Consider the following 19,801-nt stretch of genomic DNA (forward strand, 5'->3'; position numbering starts at 1 on the left):
CTCCGGGCGGGCGAGCGACCGTACGGAACCCGCTTGTCGGCCCCTGCGACCTCGCACTACCGTGCCGCCGTGGATCTCTTCTCCCGCTCCTGGACGGCGTTGCGCACGGCGGTGGCCGAGCTCCCGGACGAGGCCTTCGCGCAGCCGTCCGGCTGCACCGGCTGGCTCGTGCGGGACCTGGTGTGCCATCTGGTCATCGACGCCCAGGACGTCCTCATCACGCTCGTGACCCCCGCCGACACGGAGCCGACCCGTGACGCCGTGACCTACTGGGACGTCACCGCGTCGCCGCCGACCGGCGACGACCCGCTCGACGCGCTGACCGTCAGGCTGGCCGCCGCGTACGGGGAGCCCCGGCTGCTCAGGTTCCACCTCGACGACGTCGGCTCCGCCGCCGGCCGAGCGGCCGAACTCGCCGACCCCGGTCTGCGGGTCGGCACCCGCGACCAGGTCCTCACCGTGCGCGACTACCTCCGCGCGTACGTCCTGGAGTGGACGCTGCACCACCTCGACCTCATCGCGCACCTCCCGGCCGCGGCGGAACCGCCCGCGGAGGGCCTCGCCGGGTCCCGCGAGCTGCTGGAGGAGATCGCCGGGAGCGGGTTCCCCGCGTCGTTCTCCGACAAGGACGCGCTGCTGGTCGGCACCGGACGCCGCGCCCCGACCGAGGCGGAGAGCGCCGAACTCGGCGGGTTGCTCAGGAAACTCCCGCTCGTCCTCGGATGATCGTGCGGCCGAGCGGGAGCACGTGACAGCGGCTGATCCGTATCCCGGGCGTACGACCGCTGTGCGGGGAGCAGTGTTCCGGGCGGTCGCCGCCGCCCGGAACACTCACGACGGGCGGCTCTACCTGACCAGTTCGGACGGTTCGTCCACCCGTGTCAGCTTCCGCGGGTTGGCCGTCGCGTAGATCCGGGTGACCCGCCCGTACTACCAGGAAGTAGCCGACGTCGAGGCACCAGCTGCAGCCGACCTGAACGGCGACGGCCATGGGCGCGAACGACTTGAGGCTCGCGTCGGCCGCGTCTCACGCTCCCACCCGGCCGCCGAACTCCAGTTTGTCCTGAGCCACTTGGGGGCTGTGCCAGAGCACCTCGCCGTTCTCGGGCACGCCTGCCACCAGTGGTGCCCGGCTGCCGGTGCCGTCAACTGCCGCCGTACGCCGACTCGTTCGACGGCCAGTAGACCTCGGCGAGGGGGAGACCCAGGTCACACGCATCCATGTCACAGGGGAACGGGCTACCTCGTCCCGTGGGTGTAGCCACTGACGACCACGGAGGAGCAGACCATGAACGCGCGACTGAACTTCTTCACCAGCCCGACCGCCGGCAAGGCCCTCAAGTACTTCATGTCGGCGGGCAAGACGCTCAAGGACTCGCCGCTGCCGGCCGCGACGCAGGAGCTCGTGGCGCTGCGCGTCAGCCAGATCAACGGCTGTGCCCTCTGCATCGACATGCACACCAAGGAGGCCGCCGCTGCCGGCGAGACCCCGGTGCGACTGCACCTGGTCGCGGCCTGGCGCGAGGCCACGGTCTTCACCGAGGCCGAGCGTGCCGCGCTGAGGCTGGCGGAGGAGGGGACCCGGATCGCGGACGCGGCCGGTGGGGTCGACGACGAGGTGTGGGCACACGCCGCCAAGCACTACGACGAGGAGCAGCTCACCGCTCTGGTGGTCCTGGTCTCGTTCATGAACATGGCCAACCGGCTGAACATCATCAACCAGCAGCCGGGCGGAGACTACGAACCGGGCCAGTTCCACTGAACCGAACGGCGTCAGCGACTCCGGCACATGTACCGTCCGGTTCAGGGGAAAGGGGATCCGACGTGAGCAAGGTCGAGGACTTCGAGGAGCTGCGGCCGCTGCTGTTCTCGATCGCCTACCGGATTCTGGGCAGTGTGAGTGACGCCGAGGACGCGGTGCAGGAGACGTGGCTGCGCTTCGACGGCTCGGCGACCCGGCCCACGTCGACCAAGTCGTTCCTCTCGGCCGCGGTGACACGGATCTCCATCGATGTGCTGCGTTCGGCGAGGGTGCGGCGGGAGTCGTACGTGGGCCCGTGGCTTCCCGAGCCCCTGCTGAACGATCCGTATGAGGATCCGGCGCGTTCGGTGGAGCTGGCCGACTCGGTGTCGATGGCGGCGCTGCTGTTGCTGGAGCGGCTCAGCCCGCTGGAGCGGGCGGTCTTCCTGCTGCGGGAGGTGTTCGCCTTCGGGTTCGACGAGATCGCCGTAGCGGTGGGACGTTCCGAGACGGCCTGCCGGCAACTGCTCGTACGGGCGCGGCGACACATGCAGACCGGGCAGCCCCGGTTCGCCGCCGACCGTCAGGAGCGGCAGGAACTGGCGGCGCGGTTCTTCGACGCGTTGAGCAACGGGGATGTGGGTGGGCTGCGGGATCTGCTGGCCGCCGACGTTCAGCTGGTCGGGGACGGCGGCGGCAAGGCCCCGCAGCTGGCCAGGGCCCTCACGGGCGCGGAGAACGTGGCCACGGTGCTGGGCACCGTCTTCCCGTGGCTCGCGCGGATCGACGTGACGTTCGAGCCGCGCGAGATGAACGGCCAGCCCGGCGCGGTCTTCCGCGACCGGGACGGCAGGATCCTGCACACCCTGGTCCTCGACGTGCTCGACGGGCGGATTCAGACCATTCGCGCGGTCATCAACCCCGAGAAGCTCGCCCACATCGGGCCGGTCGCCGATGCCTGGGCCGTCGATCGTGAGTGGAGGGCGGCCCGCCGGGACACGAGGTGAACGCGACGTGCGCGATCGAGTCTCGTGGGCGCCCATGACCACGAAGCGTTGTTCCGCTTTCGGAGGACATGCTGCGTGTGCTGGGACCCGACCGCCTCTTCACCCGGACCGCTCAGAGCAATCCCCAGCGCTGGCAGGCGCAGTCGGACGAGGCCGGCCTGCGGATCCACTACTACTGAGGCCGGTTGTCCTCGGCCGTCGCCGGTACGCTCCCGCCGGGGTGGCGCAGGGCGCAGAAAAAGCCGACGCCGAGGGCGACGGCCATGCCGTAGAACACGTACTGGTTGGCTTCGGCGAAGTCCATGCGGATCGCGGACATGGAATCGCGCATCGCCGTCGCGGCCGGGCCGTTCCCGGTGGGGGTCCTGGCGTCCGCGTTGCCGGTGACGGCCTCCGTCACGCTGTGGGCCACGGAGTGCGCGGTGTCCGAGGGCACGCCGCGCTTCTGGAGGGTGTCGACGACGTTGTCGGTCATGGTGTGCGTCAGCATCGTTCCGAAGACGGCCAGGCCGATGCTCGCCGCATAGTTGCGGACGGTCTGGGTGATGCCGGTGACCTCGCCGTAGGAGGCGTCGATCGAGCGGTTCACGGCGTCCGTCGAGGCCGGGGCGAGGATGAAGCCGATGCCCGCACCGGCGAGCGCGGCATAGGGCCACTGGTCGTGCATGGACAGGTCGGTCAGTTTGCCGGCCCACAGCGCGAACCCGATGGCGCCGACCACGCAGCCGATCTTCAGCGCGGGACGGGCACCCTGCTTGTCGAGGATGCGGCCGCCCCACTGGGAGGCGATGGCGAACCCGACGAAGAAGTACAGCAGGTACAGGGCGGCCTGGTTGGGGGAGGCGCTCAGGGAGACCTGGGCGTAGACCGAGGCGAAGAAGAACAGAGGGACGAACGCCAGCATGGCGAAGAAGAGCACCAGCGAGTCGACGGTGAAGGCGCGGTCACGGAACACCGCGAGGTTGATCAGAGGGTGGCGAGTGCGCAGTTCGTAGCGGCAGAAGACGTAGAGAACGGCGATTCCGCCGATGATGCACGCCCAGGTCGCCACGCTGTCCCAGCCCCACACCGATGCCTGCTGGAATCCGAGCACGCTCAGGCCCATGCCGGCGGCGATCAGCAACGCGCCCACGATGTCCAGCCGTTCGTCCCTCCGACGGTCGGAGACGTGGGCGAGCGCGGTGAGGAGCAGTGCCGCGACGGCCACGGGGACGTTGACCCAGAAGATCGCCCGCCAGGTCCATGAGGTCAGCCAGCCGCCGAGCAGCGGTCCCAGGGCGGTGAGGGCGCCGGTGAGGCCGAAGAACAGGGCGAGGGCCCGTCCCCGCCGCTCGACCGGGAACACCGCCACGACCACGGCGAGCGCGGCCGGGAAGAGCAGCGCGGCGCCCAGCCCCTGCGTGGCCCGGAAGACGATCAGCCAGGTCAGCGCGTAGTCCCCGGTGGGTACGCAGCCGCACAGCACCGAGGAGACGACGAAGATCAGGGTGCCGGCCACCACGACGCGGCGCGGTCCCCACAGGTCTGCGACGCGTCCGCCGAGCGCGAAGAACGCGGCCAGGGCGAGCAGGTAGGCGTTGACCACCCACTGCATGCCCGAGGTGGACAGTCCGAGTTCGGAGACGATGTCGGGGGCGGCGATCGACACGATCGTCTGGTCGATGAAGGTCATCGCCACGGCGAACATCATGGCTGCGAGCGCCAAGGGCTGGGAGGCCGCACGTCCGGCACCGAGCGTGCTCTCGTTACGTTTCGTATGCGTTCCGCTCACGCGGTCAGTGTGCCCTCGCACCCGAGGGGACGCATCCGGAAGACGATCAGCCACGGTCCGCGAGATCGCACAGGGAGCCGTGCATGTTTTCGGCCGGAGTGGCCGTCGTGGACCAGGCCGGCGCGGTCCGCGAGGCCGCCCACCGGGCGGGGAGGCACTGCGGGCCGGGGGCCGGTCGGTGGGCCGGTCGTCCGGGCTCGGAGCCCTGCCCTACCCTCCGAGGCCGTGCGGCTCGGCCGCCGGCTCGGGTGGCCGGCCCCACGGCTGTTCGAGGACGGCCCGCAGTTGAGCCACCGTCTCGGTCCCGATCCGCTCTGCGAGCGTGTGTTCCAGTCCGGTGAGGATGTCCTCCGCCAGGGTGTGGGCCCGCCGGCCCGAGGCGGTACGCCGGATGAGCCGCCGGCGCTGGGAGGCGGGGTCCGGCACCTGCTCCAGCAGGCCCGCGGCGACCAGGCTGTGCACGGCCTGGTGCGCGGTCTGCCGGGTGACGGCCATGCGCCGGGCGAGTTCGGAGACGGTGGTCCCGTCGTCGTCGAGGACGGCGAAGAGCTGCAGGTGTGTGGAGGACACCGGCTGGGCCCCCTGTGCCGTCAGTGCGGCGAGCAGGGCGTCGTCGAACCATCGACGGGCTTCGCCCAGCAGTCCTGGCAGCTGGCGTCGGCTGGTGTGCATGTCCTCCCCGGTGGTACGGCGACTCGACCTCGCGGAAGTGTTGCACACCCGCGCCCCTCTATGTCAGGCTACCTGACATTCGCTGGTGTGATCACGATGGAGCGCCCCATGACACTTGAGTTCGCCACCCGGTACCGGCAGTCGTCACACATACCGCCCGAACCGGGCAAGCCCTACTTCATCGAGAAGGACATGGGAGACCGAGCGCACCTGTTCACCGACCTGTTCACGGTCTACGCGGGCGGCGAGCAGACGGAGAACACCTTCAACTTCTTCACCTGTGAGGGCCCCAAGGGCGACACCATTCCGGCTCATGTGCACCCCGACACCTACGAGGTGTTCTTCGTTACGGACGGCGCGGTGCGCCTGTTCGTCGAGGACACCGCCGGTGAGCAGTACGAAAAGCTCCTGGCCGGCGGCGACTTCGGCTTCGTGCCGAAGAACTGCCCGCACGCCTACCGCATCGAACGGCACGGCAGCCGCATCGTGGGCGTGGCGGCGGGCCCCGGCGGCACGTTCGAGCGGTTCTTCGAGAACCTCGGCACCCCGGTCGACACCCTCGGCCCGCCCAGCCGGCCGTACATCCCCGAGCCGCACAAGTTCGCCACCGTCCCCCAGCAGTACGACGTCCGGTTCCTGCCCGGTCACCAGTGGCGCACCCAGTGACCCCGGGCGCCGACCTGCGGGCACTCATCGCCGCCCCGCACCCGGACGAGGCGGCGCTCCCGCCCGCGGCCCCGGTGGGCAACGGGACGCGCCTCTTGCGGGGCGTGCCGTACGCCGACCTGCCCGGCGCACGTCCACTCGAACTCGACCTGTACCTTCCCGACCGCGCCCCGGACACCGGACCCTCGCCCCTGGTGCTGTTCGTCCACGGTGGTGCCTGGCGCCGGGGGCGCCGCGAGGACATGGGCTACCGGATGCGGGACTGGACCCCGGGCCCGCTCGCCCGGATCGCCGCCGCGGGATTCGCCGTCGCGGCCGCCGACTACCGCCTCAGCGGCGAAGCCGTGTTCCCCGCACCGCTGGACGACCTGCGTCACGCCCTCCGCTGGCTCGGCCTGCGCGCCGCCGAACTCGGCATCGACGCCCGCCGCACGGTGGTGTGGGGAGAGTCGGCGGGCGGACACCTCGCGTCACTGCTCGCGCTGTCGCCGGAAGCGTGCCACGTCTCCGGCGCCATCGCCTGGTACGCACCGAGCGACCTCACCCTCGACGGCGACGACCCCACCACACCCCACGCACTTCTGCTCGGAGCCGCACCCGACGCGGTTCCCGACCTGGCCCGCGCGGCAAGCCCGTTGGCGCGGGTGCACGCCGGTGCTCCGTCCTTCCTCCTCGCACACGGCACGCACGACTCGATGGTCGACTGCGACCACAGTCGACGCCTCGCCGCGCGCCTGGAGGCGGTGGGAGCGTCCGTCGAACTGGTGATGGTGCCGGGGGCGGACCATGTGTGGCACCAACTCCCCGACGACCAGGTCGAAAAGGTCTTCACGCACTCCCAGGAGTGGGCCCGACGGCTGGTGAACGAGGGCCGCCGTCAGGACTCGGCAGGAGTGGTCTGAGCCCCCCTGGCCCCCTCGGCGTCACGCGGTGCTCGCGTACAGCTCCTGCAAGGGCTGAGCCGACTCGGCCCCGGAGTGGCCGAACGGAGCGTCGAAGCTCCAGACCAGGAAGAGCAGGAACACCACCAGTGCGCTGAACGCGGTGGCCAGCATCAGTTCGCGGACGGAGCGGCGGATCTGCAGGGCGTAGAGCAGTCCGAGGGTGACCATCCCGCCGGCGATCAGGCCGAACCAGACCACGCCGGGCAGGGTCGTACCGGCGCTGTCGAGGCGTTGGTGGCGCGCGTCGTCGGCGGCGGCGACCTGGTCCAGAAGGGGTTGGTAGGCCTGGGCCTGCAGTTCGTCGGTCGGCGTGTGATGGGCGAGGTCGCTGCGGATGCGGGTGAGCAGTCCCGCGCCGGCGGCGTCGACCTGCTTGTCCTCCTCCATGGCCGGCCACTCGGTGGCGACGGCATGCCGGGCGTAGGCGTCGATGTGCTGCTCGACCCGGGTGTGGAAGGCGGCGGGGTAGACGTCCAGGCGCTGGTCGATCTCGTACAGGGCCTGGGCCTCGCGCTGGACGGTGTCCTCGGCGGCGCCGCGTGCCTCCCAGACGCCGGCGATGGCCAGGCCCAGGACGATGGCGTAGACGACGCCGACCATCATCACCATGTACTCCAGGACGTCGGGAGTCTGTGAGGTGTCCTCGTCGTCGGCCACGCGGCGGTGGCGCATCATGGTGGCGGCGACGACGAAGGCGCAGACCAGTGCGCAGGCCAGGGTGTAGATCAGCCATTCCGGCACAGTGGGACTCCAGGGCGAACGGACGAACGGACTGGTGGGCGAAGGGTCCACGGGACGGATCCCGGGGTGCCCTGACGGCGGGTCAGCCGCCGCCGCGGCGCCGGGAGCCCGGGCGCAGCGCGGCGGCGGCCAGGATGGCCGGAGTGGTGATCACGACGGTGGTCATCGTGGTGGACAGGCCCGCGGGGGCCGGGCGGGCCGAGCGGCCGACGTAACGGAAGCGCGGCACCCACCGGAAGGGGGCGGCCCGTGGTGCGGGGGAGGGGGCCGGGGTATCGGCGAGGACGTCATCGACATGTGCGACGTCATCGGCGTCCGGGCGTGGCTCGGTCGTGGGTGGCGGCCGGCGCTCGGCGGGCGGGGAAGGCGGCGCTTTCGACGGACGTGGCGCCGGTCGATCGCTGACGACGGGGTGTGCCGGAGGGGCCGGGGCGGGCAACGCCCGTTCTCCGTAGGGAGGTTCAGCCGACGGTTGCGCCTTCGGCGCTTCCTGCTGCGCGGGGGTGATCTCGACCCATGTGTCGGCGGCGCACACCACCAGGTGCGCCGTGGTGGGCGTGGTGTCGATGACCACGGCCGTTCCGGCTGTGCCCGGCAGGGGGCAGAGCGCGGCCGCGGCTCCGAGACCGACTGTGATCCACCCGCTCACCGGTGTGGTTCCTCTCCGTTGAAGACGCGCGCGCCTCGGGCCGAGGCGCGGATCAGCAGACGCCGATGCGCTGACCTCGCCGGGCGGTCTCTGCGCCGGGAGTAACGATCATGCTTGTCCGGGGTCACGGCCATGGCTCGCTCTCCCGCGACGTACGGCCTCACGGCGGCCCTTGCCCGGCTCCGGCAGCCCTGCCGCCCCGCCTGTGGGGCGGCCGCGCCGGGCCTCCTGACCGGCGGGGCACGGCACCGCATCGAGCACGCGGGCGTGGTCCGCCCCGACCAGTTGCCCCGGATGGCGGCCCTCGGGGTGACGGCCGTCGTCCAGCCCGACTGCCTGCGCCACTACGGGGACGACTACGCCACGATCATGGGGCAGGAGCGTGCGGACTGGCTCCACCGGGGCCGCGGCTTCCTCGACCACGGCGTACCCCTCGTCGGCAGCTCCGACCGTCCCGTCGCCAGACGGCGCGCCCCTGCGGGCGATCCAGTTCATGGTCGAACGCATGGCGGGGTCCGGCCGCACCATCGGCGGGGACGAGGCGATCGGCGTGCGCGAAGCCCTGCGCGCCTACACCACCGAGGCGGCCCACGCCTGCCACTGGGACTCCGACGCCGGCAGACTCACCCCCGGCAAACGGGCGGACCTGGCCCTGCTCGGCGACGACCCGCACCGGGTGGACGCGTCCGCGATCGGGGACCCTGTCCATGTCTCACCCCGATCCCTCATGCTGCCACCTCTGTGCGGAGGGCTGACAGCCTGACAGCGGGTGTGTAGATTGCGGCCGTCAGGAAACTGCACAAGGTGGCCGCGCGGTCGCGGCGCGGCGGCCGTGTTCTTCCCCGCTCCTTTCCGACCTGGTCACCGAGACGTCGTCGCTGGCCTACCGCCGGCTCGCGGACCCGCTTGTGCATACCTGCTGTTCGTACCGTTCACCGCTGCTGTTCCTAGGAGGAGCTCATGCGAAGGTGCGTTCTCGGGCCCTTGGCGGTGGTCATCGCCGTGGTGGGCGTGGCCGGCTGCGGGTCCTCGGAATCCGGCTCGAGCGGTACGTCGTCCTCGGGCGGGAGCGGGACCACGACGGTCAAGGTCGGCGTCATCCCGATCGTCGACGTGGCTCCCCTCTATCTCGGACAGCAAAAGGGGTTCTTCGACCGTCGGGGCATCAAGCTGGAGATGGTGAGCGCCCAGGGCGGTGCGGCGATCATCCCCGGTGTGGTGAGCGGGCAGTTCCAGTTCGGGTTCAGCAACACCACGTCCCTGATGATCGCCCAGAGCAAGGGAGTTCCGGTCAAGTCCGTGGTCAACGGCGCTGCCTCCAACGGCGAGATCGGCGCCGATGTCACGGCCGTGGTGGTCAAGAAGGACAGCCCGATCAAGTCGGCCAAGGACCTCGCCGGGCGCACGGTGGCGGTGAACACCTTGCAGAACATCGGGGACACCACGGTGCGCGAGTCGGTGCGCAGGGCCGGCGGTGACCCGTCCAAGGTCAAGTTCGTCGAGATCGCGTTCGACCAGATGCCGGCTGCCGTGGACGGCGGCCGGGTGGACGCCGCCTGGATGGGGGAACCCGCGCAGACCATCGCCAAGGCACAGGGCGCCCGCGTCGTGGCCTCGCCGTTCGCCGAGACGGACCCCGATCTCACGGTGGCGACGTACTTCACCTCGACACGGCTCACGCAGCAGAACCCGGGCCTGGTGAAGAAGTTCACCGAAGCGATGACCGAGTCACTGCGCTACGCCTCCGATCACCCCGACGAGGCACGCCAGATCCTCACCACCTACACCAAGATCGACGGTGACGTGCTGAAGAACCTCATCCTGCCGAACTGGCCGGCGCGGATCGACATGGCCTCGCTGAAGAAGCTCGCGTCCCTCAGCGAGGGAGACGGACTCTTCGGCGACAAGAAGCCGGATCTGGACGCCCTGTTCTCGTGACCTGCCGGTGGCCGTCGGACACCGCTCACAGGCCCCCGTCGACGTTCAGCCCTGCCGGGCGCGCCCAGGGGGGCCGCCTGACGGCCCGACGGCGGTCAGCCGTGAAGGGTGTTGAGGATGGCGGCGCGACGTCGAGCGGTGTGTTCGGGCACCTCGACAACCTGTCGTACGCGGCTGCGAGGGGCGGCACGATCGGGCTGGCCCGCAGCGCGAAGCTCGCGGGCGAGCCGCACAACATCAAGGTCAACCTGATCGCGCCGGCGGCGATGACCCGGATGGGCGGCGGCCCGGAGGACGAGGACGCGCAGCCCGCGGCAGGACCTTCCTCAGCCACCAGTTCGCACCGGACACGGCCGCCGCGGAGGCTCAGGTTCTGTCGTGAGGATCAGGGCCGGGGCACTGCGCTTCCCGTGAAAGGGGAGGTCGGGCGAGCTGTCCCGGATCGGTTCAGGCTTCTCACACGTGCGGATCAGTGGCTGTGTGGCAGGTGTAACCGCTCGTGATCGGTCCGGGTGACGTCGGTGTAACGGGCATTTCGTACGGTCGGGAGAACCGATCCGACCGACGAAAGAGGACCCCCGGTGCCCACAGAGGACTCCCGGACCGGTGCGGAGCGTGTTCGGACGGTCTGCTCGTACTGCGGTGTCGGCTGCGGAATGGTTCTCGACATCGCGACCGGCCCCGACGGTCGCCGCAAGGTCCTGAAGGCATCGGGCGACAAGACGCACCCCGCCAACCTCGGCCGGCTCTGCACCAAGGGCTCCACCACCGCCGACATGCTGGCGGCCCCCGGACGACTGGCCTCGGCGCTGGAGCGCGCCGAACGTGGCGCCGAGCCCGTACCCGTCGCCGTGGACGAGGCGATCACCTCCACGGCGCGGCGGCTGAGGAGGATCGTCGACGAACACGGCCCTGACGCGGTCGCGTTCTACGTGTCGGGGCAGATGAGTCTGGAGGCGCAGTACCTCGCCAACAAACTCGCGAAGGGATTCGTGCGCACCAACCAGATCGAGTCCAACTCGCGTCTGTGCATGGCCGGCGCGGGCAGCGGCTACAAGCTCTCCCTCGGTGCCGACGGGCCGCCCGGCTCCTACCAGGACTTCGAGTACGCCGACGTCTTCCTCGTCATCGGTTCGAACATGGCCGACTGCCACCCCGTCCTCTTCCTGCGGCTGATGGAGCGCGTGAAGGCCGGCGCGAAACTGATCGTCGTCGATCCGCGGCGCAGCGCCACCGCCGACAAGGCCGACCTCTTCCTGCAGATCAGGCCCGGGACCGACCTCGCGTTGCTCAACGGCCTGCTGTACCTGCTCCAGGAGAACGGACACCTCGACGCGGACTTCATCGAGGCCCGCACCGAGGGCTGGGACACGATGCCGGCCTTCCTCGCGGACTACCCGCCCGCCACCGTCTCGGAGATCACCGGCATCCCCGAGCAGGACATCCGGCGGGCCGCGCGGTGGATCGGCGAGGCGGGGGAGTGGACGAGCTGCTGGACCATGGGGCTCAACCAGTCCACCCACGGGACCTGGAACACCAACGCCCTGATCAACCTGCATCTGGCGACCGGAGCGATATGCCGAACCGGAAGCGGTCCGTTCTCGCTCACCGGACAGCCCAACGCGATGGGTGGCCGCGAGATGGGGTACATGGGCCCGGGCCTGCCCGGACAGCGGTCGGTGCTGGTGGACGAGGACCGTGCCTTCGTCGAGGACCTGTGGGACCTGGAGCCCGGAACCGTGCGAGCCGACGGTTCCGGCCGGGGGACCGTCGACATGTTCCGGCGGATGTCCGCGGGTGAGATCAAGGCCTGCTGGATCATCTGCACCAACCCCGTCGCCTCGGTCGCCAACCGCAGGACCGTCATCGAGGGCCTCGAGGCCGCTGAACTGGTCATCACCCAGGACGTGTTCGCCGACACCGAGACCAACGCCTACGCCGATGTCGTCCTGCCCGGCGCGCTGTGGAGCGAGTCCGAGGGCGTCATGGTCAACAGCGAACGCAACCTCACCCTCGCCCGGCCGGCGGTCGACCCGCCCGGCGAGGCGATGGCGGACTGGCGGATCATCGCGCGCATCGCCCGCGCGATGGGGTACGAGGAGGCGTTCTCCTACGACAGCGCCGAGGACGTCTTCGAGGAGATCAAGGGCGCCTGGAACCCGAAGACCGGATACGACCTGCGGGGCGTGACCTACGAGCGGCTGCGCGCCACCCCTGTCCAGTGGCCGGCCGCCGACGCCGAGGGACCGGACCGCAACCCCATCCGGTACGTGAGCCGGGGCGACGGTCCGGTGTTCCCGACGGCGAGCGGCCGGGGCGTGTTCTTCGGCCGCCCGCACGTTCCCGCGGCGGAGATGCCCGACGACGACTATCCGTTCGTCCTCAACACCGGACGCCTGCAACACCAGTGGCACACCCTCACCAAGACCGGGCGGGTCGCCAAGCTCAACAAGCTCAACCCCGCGCCCTTCGTCGAGCTGCATCCCGAGGACGCCGACCGCCTGGGCATCGCCGAGGGAGACTCCGTGGAGGTCGCGTCCCGGCGCGGGCGAGCCGTGCTGCCGGCCGTGGTGACGGACCGGGTACGGCCGGGGTGCTGCTTCGCACCCTTCCACTGGAACGACCTGTTCGGTGAGTACCTGAGCATCAACGCGGTGACCAGTGACGCCGTCGACCCGATCTCCTTCCAGCCCGAGTTCAAGATGTGCGCGGTGACCCTGGCCAAGGTCAGCACACCGGTGACGGTCGCCTCACTGCCGGTCACGGCTCCTGCCGTGGAGACCCGGTCGGCTGCGGAAACCACCGTCACGTCCGGTGCCACCGCGTTCGGCGTGCCCGCGTTCGGCGTGCCCACGTCCGGCGCGGCGGCCGTGTTCGGGCTGCGGAGCACGCCACCGCCCGTACTGGCCGAGCACGAACGCCTCTACCTGGTCGGCTTCCTGGCCGGACTGGAATCGGGCGCGCCGGGCGTTCCCGTCCTTCCGCCCGGCGCGCCGTTCACCGCGGAACACGCCCACTGGGTCAACGGCGTACTCGCCGGCCTGTACTCGCGCGCCCCGCAGGCGGACGTCGCACCCCCGGCCCGGGTCGAGAGCGACAGCCGTGAGGTGGTGGTGCTGTGGGCCTCGCAGACCGGAAACGCCGAGGAGTTCGCCACGGCCACCGCCGACCGGCTCACCGCCGCCGGGCACCGCACGGCTCTCCTGGGCATGGACGCCACCGACCCCCGAAACCTCCCGGCCACCGCCGATCTCCTGCTGATCACCAGCACCTTCGGCGACGGGGACGCACCCGACAACGGCGCCGGGTTCTGGGAGGCGCTCACCGCACCCGACACCCCACGGCTGGACGGCCGACGGTACGCGGTCCTCGCCCTCGGTGACTCCTCGTACGACGACTTCTGCGGCCACGGCCGCCGCCTCGACCAGCGACTGGACGAACTGGGCGCCGAACGCCTCGCACCGCGCAGCGACTGCGAACCGGACTACGAACCCTCCGCACACGCCTGGCTCGACCAGGTCTTCACCCGGCTGACCGACAGTCCGTCGACCGGCCCGGAAACCGTTCCCGCTCCAGCACCCGCCCGCAGCACCAGGCCGGCACCGGCAGCCGCCCGGCTGACGGGCAACCGGCTCCTCAGCCTCCCCGGTGCCGGCAAGGAGGTCCGACGGTTCACCTTCGACAGCCGCGACAGCGGGACACCCCTCGTCTACGAGACCGGTGACGCTCTCGGTGTGCACCCGGTCAACTGCCCCGAGCTGGTGAGCGAGTGGCTGGCCGCGACCGGTCTGGACGCCGAAGCTGCGGTAGTGGTCCCGGGAGTGGGCGAGGTGCCCTTCGGTGAGGCCCTGCACCGGCACCTGGACATCACCCGGCTCACTCCCGACCTGCTGGGCTTCGTCACCGAGCGCACCGGGGACCGGGAGCTGAAGAAGCTGCTGCGCCCCGACAACAAGGGCGAGCTCGCCCAGTGGTCCTGGGGCCGGCAGAGCGTCGACGTCATCGCCGAGTACGCCGTCCGCGCCGACGCCCAGGACTGGGCGGGCGTCCTCAAGCGCCTCCAACCGCGCCTGTACTCGATCTCGTCCAGCCCGCTGACCGACCCCCGGCAGGTGTCGCTGACGGTCTCCGTCGTCCGCTACGAGAACCTTCACGGTCGCGCACGCAAGGGCGTGTGCTCCACCCTTCTCGCGGACGCCGCTCCCGACGTCCCGGTACCGGTGTTCGTCCAGCGCTCACCGCACTTCCGTCCCCCGGCCGACCCGACGGTCCCGATGGTCATGGTCGGCCCCGGCACCGGGGTGGCCCCGTTCGTCGGGTTCCTCGACGAACGCCGGGCACGCGGACACGGCGGCCGCAACTGGCTCTTCTTCGGTGAACAGCACCGCGCCACCGACTTCTACTACGAGGACGAGCTGTCCGCCTTCGGACGCGACGGCACCCTCACCCGTCTCGACACCGCCTTCTCCCGCGACCAGCGGGTCAAGATCTACGTCCAGGACCGCATGCGGGAGCACGGTGCCCAGCTGTGGTCATGGCTCCAGGACGGCGCACACTTCTACGTCTGCGGCGACGCCACCCGCATGGCCAAGGACGTCGACCGGGCACTGCGCGACATCGCCGTCGCACACGGCGGTCTCGACCCGGAAGCGGCCGCCGTGTACGTCAAACAGCTCGCCTCCGACAAACGCTACGTCCGCGACGTCTACTGAACCGACGGGGCGAACAGGCCGGCCACGCCCCCGCTCGTCTCCTCAGGCGGGATAGGCGTGGGTCTGGGCGGCCTTGACCGTCGCCCACACCGTGGCCCCGGGGCGGAGGTCGAGTTCGGCGGCGGCCACCGTGGTGAGGTCGGCGGCCAGCGGCAGTTCGCCGGTGAGGGCGGCGCGGATCTGGTCGCCGTAGGTCTCCAGGCCGGCCACCTCGCAGCGCCAGAGGTTGCGGGCGCTGGAGCCCGTGGGACGCTCCCGGTGCAGGGTGACCGCGCTGGGCGGGAAGGCGACGAAGACCGGCCCGGTGAGATCCTCCGTGGTCGTGATCCCGGGGCTGCCGTCGACGTGGACCGTGTGTCCCTCGGCCTCGCCCCGGTAGAGGTTGAGGCCGACCAGGTGGGCGATGTAGTCGGTGCGCGGGTGGCGGGCGATGTCGGACGGCGTGCCCTCCTGGACGAGGCGGCCGTCCTCGATGACCACGAGGTGGTCGGCCAGGACCATCGCGTCCAGCGGGTCGTGCGTGACGAGTACGGCGACCGCTTCGAAGTCGGCCAGATGATGGCGGAGTTGGGCCCGGACGTCGAGACGGGTGCGGGCGTCGAGCGCGGCGAGAGGCTCGTCGAGGAGCAGCAGACGCGGGTGGGTGGCCAGGGCGCGGGCGAGGGCGACGCGCTGGGCCTGGCCGCCGGAGAGCCGACGGGGTTTGGCACCGGCGTGGTCGGCGAGGCCCATGCGCTCCAGCCACCCGGCGGCCTGCGCGCGGGCCTCCGCCCTGGTCGCGCCGTGGCAGCGGGGCCCGAAGGCCACGTTGTCCAGCGCGGACAGGTGGGGGAAGAGCAGGTAGTCCTGGAAGACGACCCCGACCGGGCGGGACTCCGGCGGCGTACGGTCCAACTCCGCGCCGTCGAGCCGGAGGTGGCCGCCGGTGAGCGGGACGAGACCGGCGAGGGCGCGCAGGGCGGTCGTCTTGCCGGCGCCGTTGGGACCGAGCAGGGCGACGACGTCACCGGGCGCCGCGGTCAGCGTCAGGTCGAGGCGGAAGGAGCCGCGCTCGACCACCAGCCGGGAGTCGAGCCCCGCACCGGCCGGCCCGGGGCCGCCGGCCGCGTCCCGCGCGGCCTTCGTGGTCTTCTCGAGGTCGGTCATGAGGTGGTCATCCAGCGGTCACGCAGCCCCGCCAGCACCGCGATCGACACGGCGAGCAGGACCAGGCTGAGGGCGATCGCCGCTTCCGGATCGCTCTGGAGGGCGAGGTACACGGCGAGGGGCATGGTCTGCGTACGGCCGGGGAAGTTGCCGGCGAAGGTGATCGTCGCGCCGAACTCGCCGAGCGCGCGAGCCCAGGCCAGCACGGCGCCGGCCGCGATGCCGGGGGCGATGAGCGGCAGGGTGACCCGGCGGAACGCGGTGAAGCGGGAGGCGCCCAGTGTCATCGCCGCCTCCTCGTAGCGGGGGTCGGCGGCCCGCAGGGTGCCCTCGACGCTGATCACCAGGAACGGCATCGCCACGAACGCTTCCGCGAGCACCACCCCGGCGGTGGTGAACGGCAGAGTGATCCCGAACCAGGAGTCCAGCCACCGTCCCACGACCCCGTTGCGTCCCAGCGCCATCAGCAGGGCGACGCCGCCCACCACCGGTGGCAGGACCAGCGGCAGCGTCACCAGGGCGCGCACGAGGCCCCGCCCCGGGAACTCGACCCGCGCCAGCAGCCAGGCCAGCGGGACGCCGAGCACGAGGCTCACCGCGGTCGCCGCCGTGGCGCAGAGCAGCGACAGCTGGAGCGCCTGCCACACCTCGGTGCTGGTCAGCAGATCGGGCATGCTCCGCCAGGGGGCCCGGATCAGCAGGGCGACGAGTGGCAGGGCCAGGAACGCCAGCCCGATCAGCGCGGGCAGGAGGAGGGGCAGCGGGACACCCCCGTGGACGCGACGGCGCCGCGGGCCACCCGTCAGGGTGTCCGCGGCGTCTGCCCTGTCCAGGGACGGAGGCGTGGACGGGGAGGTCACGGCTTCAGGAACCCGGCCTGGGTCAGGACCTGCCGGCCCTCGGCGGACTGGACGAGCGCGATGAACGCCTTGGCGGCGGCCGCGTTCGGGGCGTCCTTGAGGAGCGCGATCGGGTAGTCGTTGACGGCGTCGGCCGATTCGGGGAAGTCCACGCCCTCCACCTTGTCACCCGCGGCCTTCACGTCGGTCTTGTAGACGACGGCGGCGTCGGCCTCCTTCAGGACCACCTTGTTCAGGGCGGACTTGACGTCCTCCTCATAGGAGACCGGGGTGAGCTTCAGCTTGCCGGCGTCGAGGGCCTTCTGGGCGGCGGCACCGCACGGCACGGCCTTGTCGCACAGCACGACCTTCAGCTTCGACGTGGTGAGGTCCTTGAGGGAGGCGACCTTGTCCGGGTTGCCCGGGAGGGTGGCGATCTCCAGCTGGTTGCGCACGAAGGTGGTGGGCGTGCCGTCGGCGTCCCCCTTGTCCGTCACGATCGCCATCGTCTTGGGGCTGGCAGCAGCGAACACGTCGGCGGGTGCGCCGCCGGTGATGCTCGCGGCGAGGGTGTCGCTGCCGCCGAAGCTGAAGGTCACCTTCGTCCCGGGGTGGGCCTTCTCGAAGTCCTTGCCCAGCGTCGTGAAGCTCTCCTTCAGGGACGCGGCGGCGAAGACGGTCACGTCGCCCGAGAGCTTGTCCGAGGCCGAGGCCGAGGCAGTGGCGGAGGAACCCGACTTCGCGGAGGAGTCCGAGTCGGAGGACGAGCAGGCGCTCAGGGCCAGCAGGGCGGCGGCGCCCGCGCCGGTCACCTGCAGCGTCCGACGGGTCCGGCGAGCGGAACGAGTGATCACGGGTGTACTCCCTCTGGTCCTGACGGACGCAATCCCCTGCGGTCTTGGCGGACCGCGACGAGCCGGGCCACCGGATCATCTCCGGCCAGGCCCTCACCGCCTGTGCCCGGCACGTGCACCGGGCCGAGCGGGGGTAGGCGGCAGCGCCCCCGATCCGCCAGGTGCACATATGCCGATGATACTGCCGCAGATGCGAGGGGAAAGTCACCTGTCACTTCGCATGAGCCGGATCATTGTTTGTCTGGCATGGCATGTGCGTTTGTACGGAACGCGGGTCCGGCTGCGGCCCTCGGAGATGCGGTCCGTGGTTCAGTCCTCCGCAGCCGCCGGAACGGCGGCCGGGGGGTCCGTCGCGTGGGCGCCGCTCGTGCGCAGGCCGTCGTACAGGATGGCCAGGACGGGTTCGCGGGCGGCGCCGCCACCGAGGTTGCGCAGGGCGTACAGCACTCCGCCGAGCACGGCCATGAGGTCGGCGATGCCGATGTCACCGCGGACGGCACCGCTTTTCTGGGCGCGGACCAGGAGATGGCCGATGGCTTCGTGGAGCCGGGTGACGTCGGTGGCCAGCGCCGTCCGGACCTCGACCCCGGCACCTGCCAACGTGTCGACGAGATCCGCCTTCTCGGCCGCGTCCTCGACGACCTGGCCCAGTACGGTGACGAGGGCCGCCGCGGGGTCGTCGGCGTGCCGCAACGCCTGCGCACGTTCGACAAGGCGGCGGACTCGCTCCTGGACGACGGCTTCGAGCAGCGACTCCTTGGTCGGGAAGTGGCGGTAGAGGGTTCCCGGCCCGACGCCCGCGCGGCGCGCGATCTCATCCAGGGGAACGGCGACTCCCTCGGCTGCGAACGCCGTCCGTGCCACCTCCAGCAGCCGGTCCCGGTTCCGACGGGCGTCAGCCCGAAGCGGCCGTGGCTCTCCTCCCACGAATCTCCCTCGGTGGAACAGTAAGCGGGGCGCACTCTCCGCTTCATGCTAGCTTAACCGGGGCGCGCTCTCCGTATCCGGTTGCGGCGCCACCGAACATCCTGCTGCCGTACGAGAATGCCTGGCTCGCGGCGCCCCGCCTACGCGACGCGGCGACGCCCTGACCACCACCGGCCCCCCACCCGCGAAGGAAGCCGAGATCCCATGACGCTGGCCGCTCACGGAGCCGACCGGACGCGAACCGCCTTCCTCGCGCTCGACTACGCCACTCACATCGTCGAGAACTACAGCCACGACCCGGACGTCACCGACCGGGCGGCGCACGCCATCGGCTCCGCCCGAAAGGCAGGCGCACCCGTCTTCCACATCACCCACGAGGCGATGCGGGACCAGTTCCACCCCCTGCTCAGCCCCGCCGACGGCGAACCGGTGCTCGGCAAAAGGACGTTGGGCGCCTTCGGCACCACAGATCTGCACGAGCGCCTACAGACAGGCGGCATCCGTCGGATCATCCTCGGTGGCGTGGCCACCTCCGGCACGGTGCTGTCCACCGCACGGTGGGCCTACGACATCGGCTACGAGGTCCTGATCTGTACGGATGCCTGTGCCGACCCGGATCCGCAGGTACACGCGGCCCTGGTGGACGAGTCGGTCTTCCCCGGCGGTTGGCTCGGCCTGTGGCGCATCGCCCGCATGGTGAACTCGGACGCGGTGACCGGCCTCCTGTCCTGACGACGCGCGAGGCCGACACGCGTCGCCCGGGCGGCGTACGGGCAGATGCGTTCAGTCGAGAACACGGCGGCGAGAAGCTCCGGCGACGCCTCCGGCAGCCCTCGCCCGCGCGGGCACGCGGATCACTCCGGATGGGCCACCGCGTCCTTCTGCAGTTCCACCGCCGCCAGCAGGCTCAGCTTCCGCTCCGCCTGGCGCAGTGCCTTCACCGCCGCGACCGAGCCGATGTCGCCGGTGAAGCCAGCGGCGGCCAGCCGGGAGCGGACCCAGCGGGCGCGCAGTTGCGGTTCGCTCGCGGCGGCGGTCGACTCGACCAGCGCGGCGGCGCGTTCGAGGCCCGGTCGCTCCTCGGGCGATGCCTCGTCCAGCGCCCGGCGGAGGGCGGCCGCGACGATGTCGGCGTCCCGGACGAGCAGGACGAAGTTGTGTTTCGTGTTGAGTCCCGTGATTCCTCGCATGCGG

The 19,801-nt window shown here is 71.1% G+C and carries 17 protein-coding genes and 1 pseudogene; 9 read left to right on the plus strand and 9 right to left on the minus strand.

Going from position 1 to position 19,801, the window contains the following annotated elements; all coding sequences use genetic code 11:
* Nucleotides 1–69: 69 nt before the first annotated feature.
* The 3 genes from OG985_RS42100 (at nt 70) to OG985_RS42110 (ending at nt 2,748) form a co-directional block, all read left to right on the plus strand.
* Nucleotides 70–726, plus strand: coding sequence for a maleylpyruvate isomerase N-terminal domain-containing protein (locus OG985_RS42100; RefSeq protein WP_371673683.1), 657 nt, complete (start codon nt 70–72; stop codon nt 724–726).
* A 562-nt stretch (nt 727–1,288) separates the two neighbouring features.
* Nucleotides 1,289–1,762 (plus strand): carboxymuconolactone decarboxylase family protein, encoded by a 474-nt coding sequence (locus OG985_RS42105; protein WP_371673684.1) that lies wholly within the window; start codon nt 1,289–1,291, stop codon nt 1,760–1,762.
* Between the two features lie 62 nt (nt 1,763–1,824).
* On the plus strand, nt 1,825–2,748 hold the full coding sequence (locus tag OG985_RS42110) for an RNA polymerase sigma-70 factor (RefSeq protein WP_371673685.1): 924 nt from the start codon (nt 1,825–1,827) through the stop codon (nt 2,746–2,748).
* Nucleotides 2,749–2,920: 172 nt separating this feature from the next.
* Here OG985_RS42110 and OG985_RS42115 read toward each other — a convergent pair whose 3' ends face one another.
* On the minus strand, nt 2,921–4,438 hold the full coding sequence (locus OG985_RS42115) for an MFS transporter (RefSeq protein ID WP_371674654.1): 1,518 nt from the start codon (nt 4,436–4,438) through the stop codon (nt 2,921–2,923).
* 291 nt (nt 4,439–4,729) lie between these two features.
* The gene (locus tag OG985_RS42120; RefSeq protein WP_371673687.1) at nt 4,730–5,191 is read right to left on the minus strand and encodes a MarR family winged helix-turn-helix transcriptional regulator; all 462 of its coding nucleotides are present in this window, start codon (nt 5,189–5,191) and stop codon (nt 4,730–4,732) included.
* Between the two features lie 108 nt (nt 5,192–5,299).
* On the opposite strand from OG985_RS42120, the gene OG985_RS42125 reads away from it, so the two are divergent.
* A complete protein-coding gene (locus OG985_RS42125; protein WP_371673688.1) occupies nt 5,300–5,857 on the plus strand; it encodes a quercetin 2,3-dioxygenase in 558 nt (185 codons plus the stop codon).
* A complete protein-coding gene (locus tag OG985_RS42130) occupies nt 5,842–6,759 on the plus strand; it encodes an alpha/beta hydrolase fold domain-containing protein (protein ID WP_371673689.1) in 918 nt (305 codons plus the stop codon). Before OG985_RS42125 ends, OG985_RS42130 begins: the two co-directional genes overlap by 16 nt.
* 21 nt (nt 6,760–6,780) lie before the next feature.
* On the opposite strand, the gene OG985_RS42135 is transcribed toward OG985_RS42130, so the two are convergent.
* Both OG985_RS42135 and OG985_RS42140 read right to left on the minus strand, forming a co-directional pair.
* Nucleotides 6,781–7,542, minus strand: coding sequence for a hypothetical protein (locus OG985_RS42135; RefSeq protein ID WP_371673691.1), 762 nt, complete (start codon nt 7,540–7,542; stop codon nt 6,781–6,783).
* Nucleotides 7,543–7,624: 82 nt separating this feature from the next.
* Nucleotides 7,625–8,191: a hypothetical protein gene (locus OG985_RS42140; protein WP_371673692.1), complete on the minus strand. Its 567-nt coding sequence runs from the start codon at nt 8,189–8,191 to the stop codon at nt 7,625–7,627.
* A 240-nt stretch (nt 8,192–8,431) separates the two neighbouring features.
* On the opposite strand from OG985_RS42140, the pseudogene OG985_RS42145 reads away from it, so the two are divergent.
* The 3 genes and pseudogenes from OG985_RS42145 to OG985_RS42155 all read left to right on the plus strand — a co-directional run.
* A pseudogene (locus OG985_RS42145) lies at nt 8,432–8,954 on the plus strand (amidohydrolase family protein); the annotation flags it as partial.
* A gap of 197 nt (nt 8,955–9,151) precedes the next feature.
* Nucleotides 9,152–10,129 (plus strand): ABC transporter substrate-binding protein, encoded by a 978-nt coding sequence (locus OG985_RS42150; protein WP_371673693.1) that lies wholly within the window; start codon nt 9,152–9,154, stop codon nt 10,127–10,129.
* Nucleotides 10,130–10,785: 656 nt separating this feature from the next.
* Nucleotides 10,786–14,841 carry a molybdopterin-dependent oxidoreductase gene (locus tag OG985_RS42155; RefSeq protein ID WP_371674655.1) on the plus strand — a complete coding sequence of 1,352 codons (4,056 nt, stop codon included), beginning with the start codon at nt 10,786–10,788 and terminating at the stop codon, nt 14,839–14,841.
* A 42-nt stretch (nt 14,842–14,883) separates the two neighbouring features.
* Here the strand turns inward: OG985_RS42155 and OG985_RS42160 are convergent, their stop codons facing one another.
* From OG985_RS42160 to OG985_RS42175, 4 genes are all read right to left on the minus strand, one after another.
* Complete coding sequence (locus OG985_RS42160) at nt 14,884–15,987, minus strand: ABC transporter ATP-binding protein (RefSeq protein WP_371673694.1); 1,104 nt, start codon at nt 15,985–15,987, stop codon at nt 14,884–14,886.
* Nucleotides 15,984–16,847 carry a molybdate ABC transporter permease subunit gene (modB, locus tag OG985_RS42165; RefSeq protein ID WP_371673695.1) on the minus strand — a complete coding sequence of 288 codons (864 nt, stop codon included), beginning with the start codon at nt 16,845–16,847 and terminating at the stop codon, nt 15,984–15,986. Before modB ends, OG985_RS42160 begins: the two co-directional genes overlap by 4 nt.
* Nucleotides 16,844–17,677 (minus strand): molybdate ABC transporter substrate-binding protein, encoded by an 834-nt coding sequence (gene modA, locus OG985_RS42170; RefSeq protein ID WP_371674656.1) that lies wholly within the window; start codon nt 17,675–17,677, stop codon nt 16,844–16,846. Before modA ends, modB begins: the two co-directional genes overlap by 4 nt.
* 312 nt (nt 17,678–17,989) lie before the next feature.
* Nucleotides 17,990–18,607 carry a TetR/AcrR family transcriptional regulator gene (locus tag OG985_RS42175; protein ID WP_371673696.1) on the minus strand — a complete coding sequence of 206 codons (618 nt, stop codon included), beginning with the start codon at nt 18,605–18,607 and terminating at the stop codon, nt 17,990–17,992.
* A gap of 204 nt (nt 18,608–18,811) precedes the next feature.
* Here OG985_RS42175 and OG985_RS42180 point away from each other — a divergent pair, with 204 nt between their 5' ends.
* Nucleotides 18,812–19,339, plus strand: coding sequence for a cysteine hydrolase family protein (locus OG985_RS42180; RefSeq protein ID WP_371673697.1), 528 nt, complete (start codon nt 18,812–18,814; stop codon nt 19,337–19,339).
* 122 nt (nt 19,340–19,461) lie between these two features.
* Here the strand turns inward: OG985_RS42180 and OG985_RS42185 are convergent, their stop codons facing one another.
* The gene (locus tag OG985_RS42185; protein WP_371673698.1) at nt 19,462–19,797 is read right to left on the minus strand and encodes a hypothetical protein; all 336 of its coding nucleotides are present in this window, start codon (nt 19,795–19,797) and stop codon (nt 19,462–19,464) included.
* Between the last annotated feature and the right edge of the window lie 4 nt (nt 19,798–19,801).

This window comes from Streptomyces sp. NBC_00289, from assembly GCF_041435115.1.
Lineage (GTDB): Bacteria > Actinomycetota > Actinomycetes > Streptomycetales > Streptomycetaceae > Streptomyces.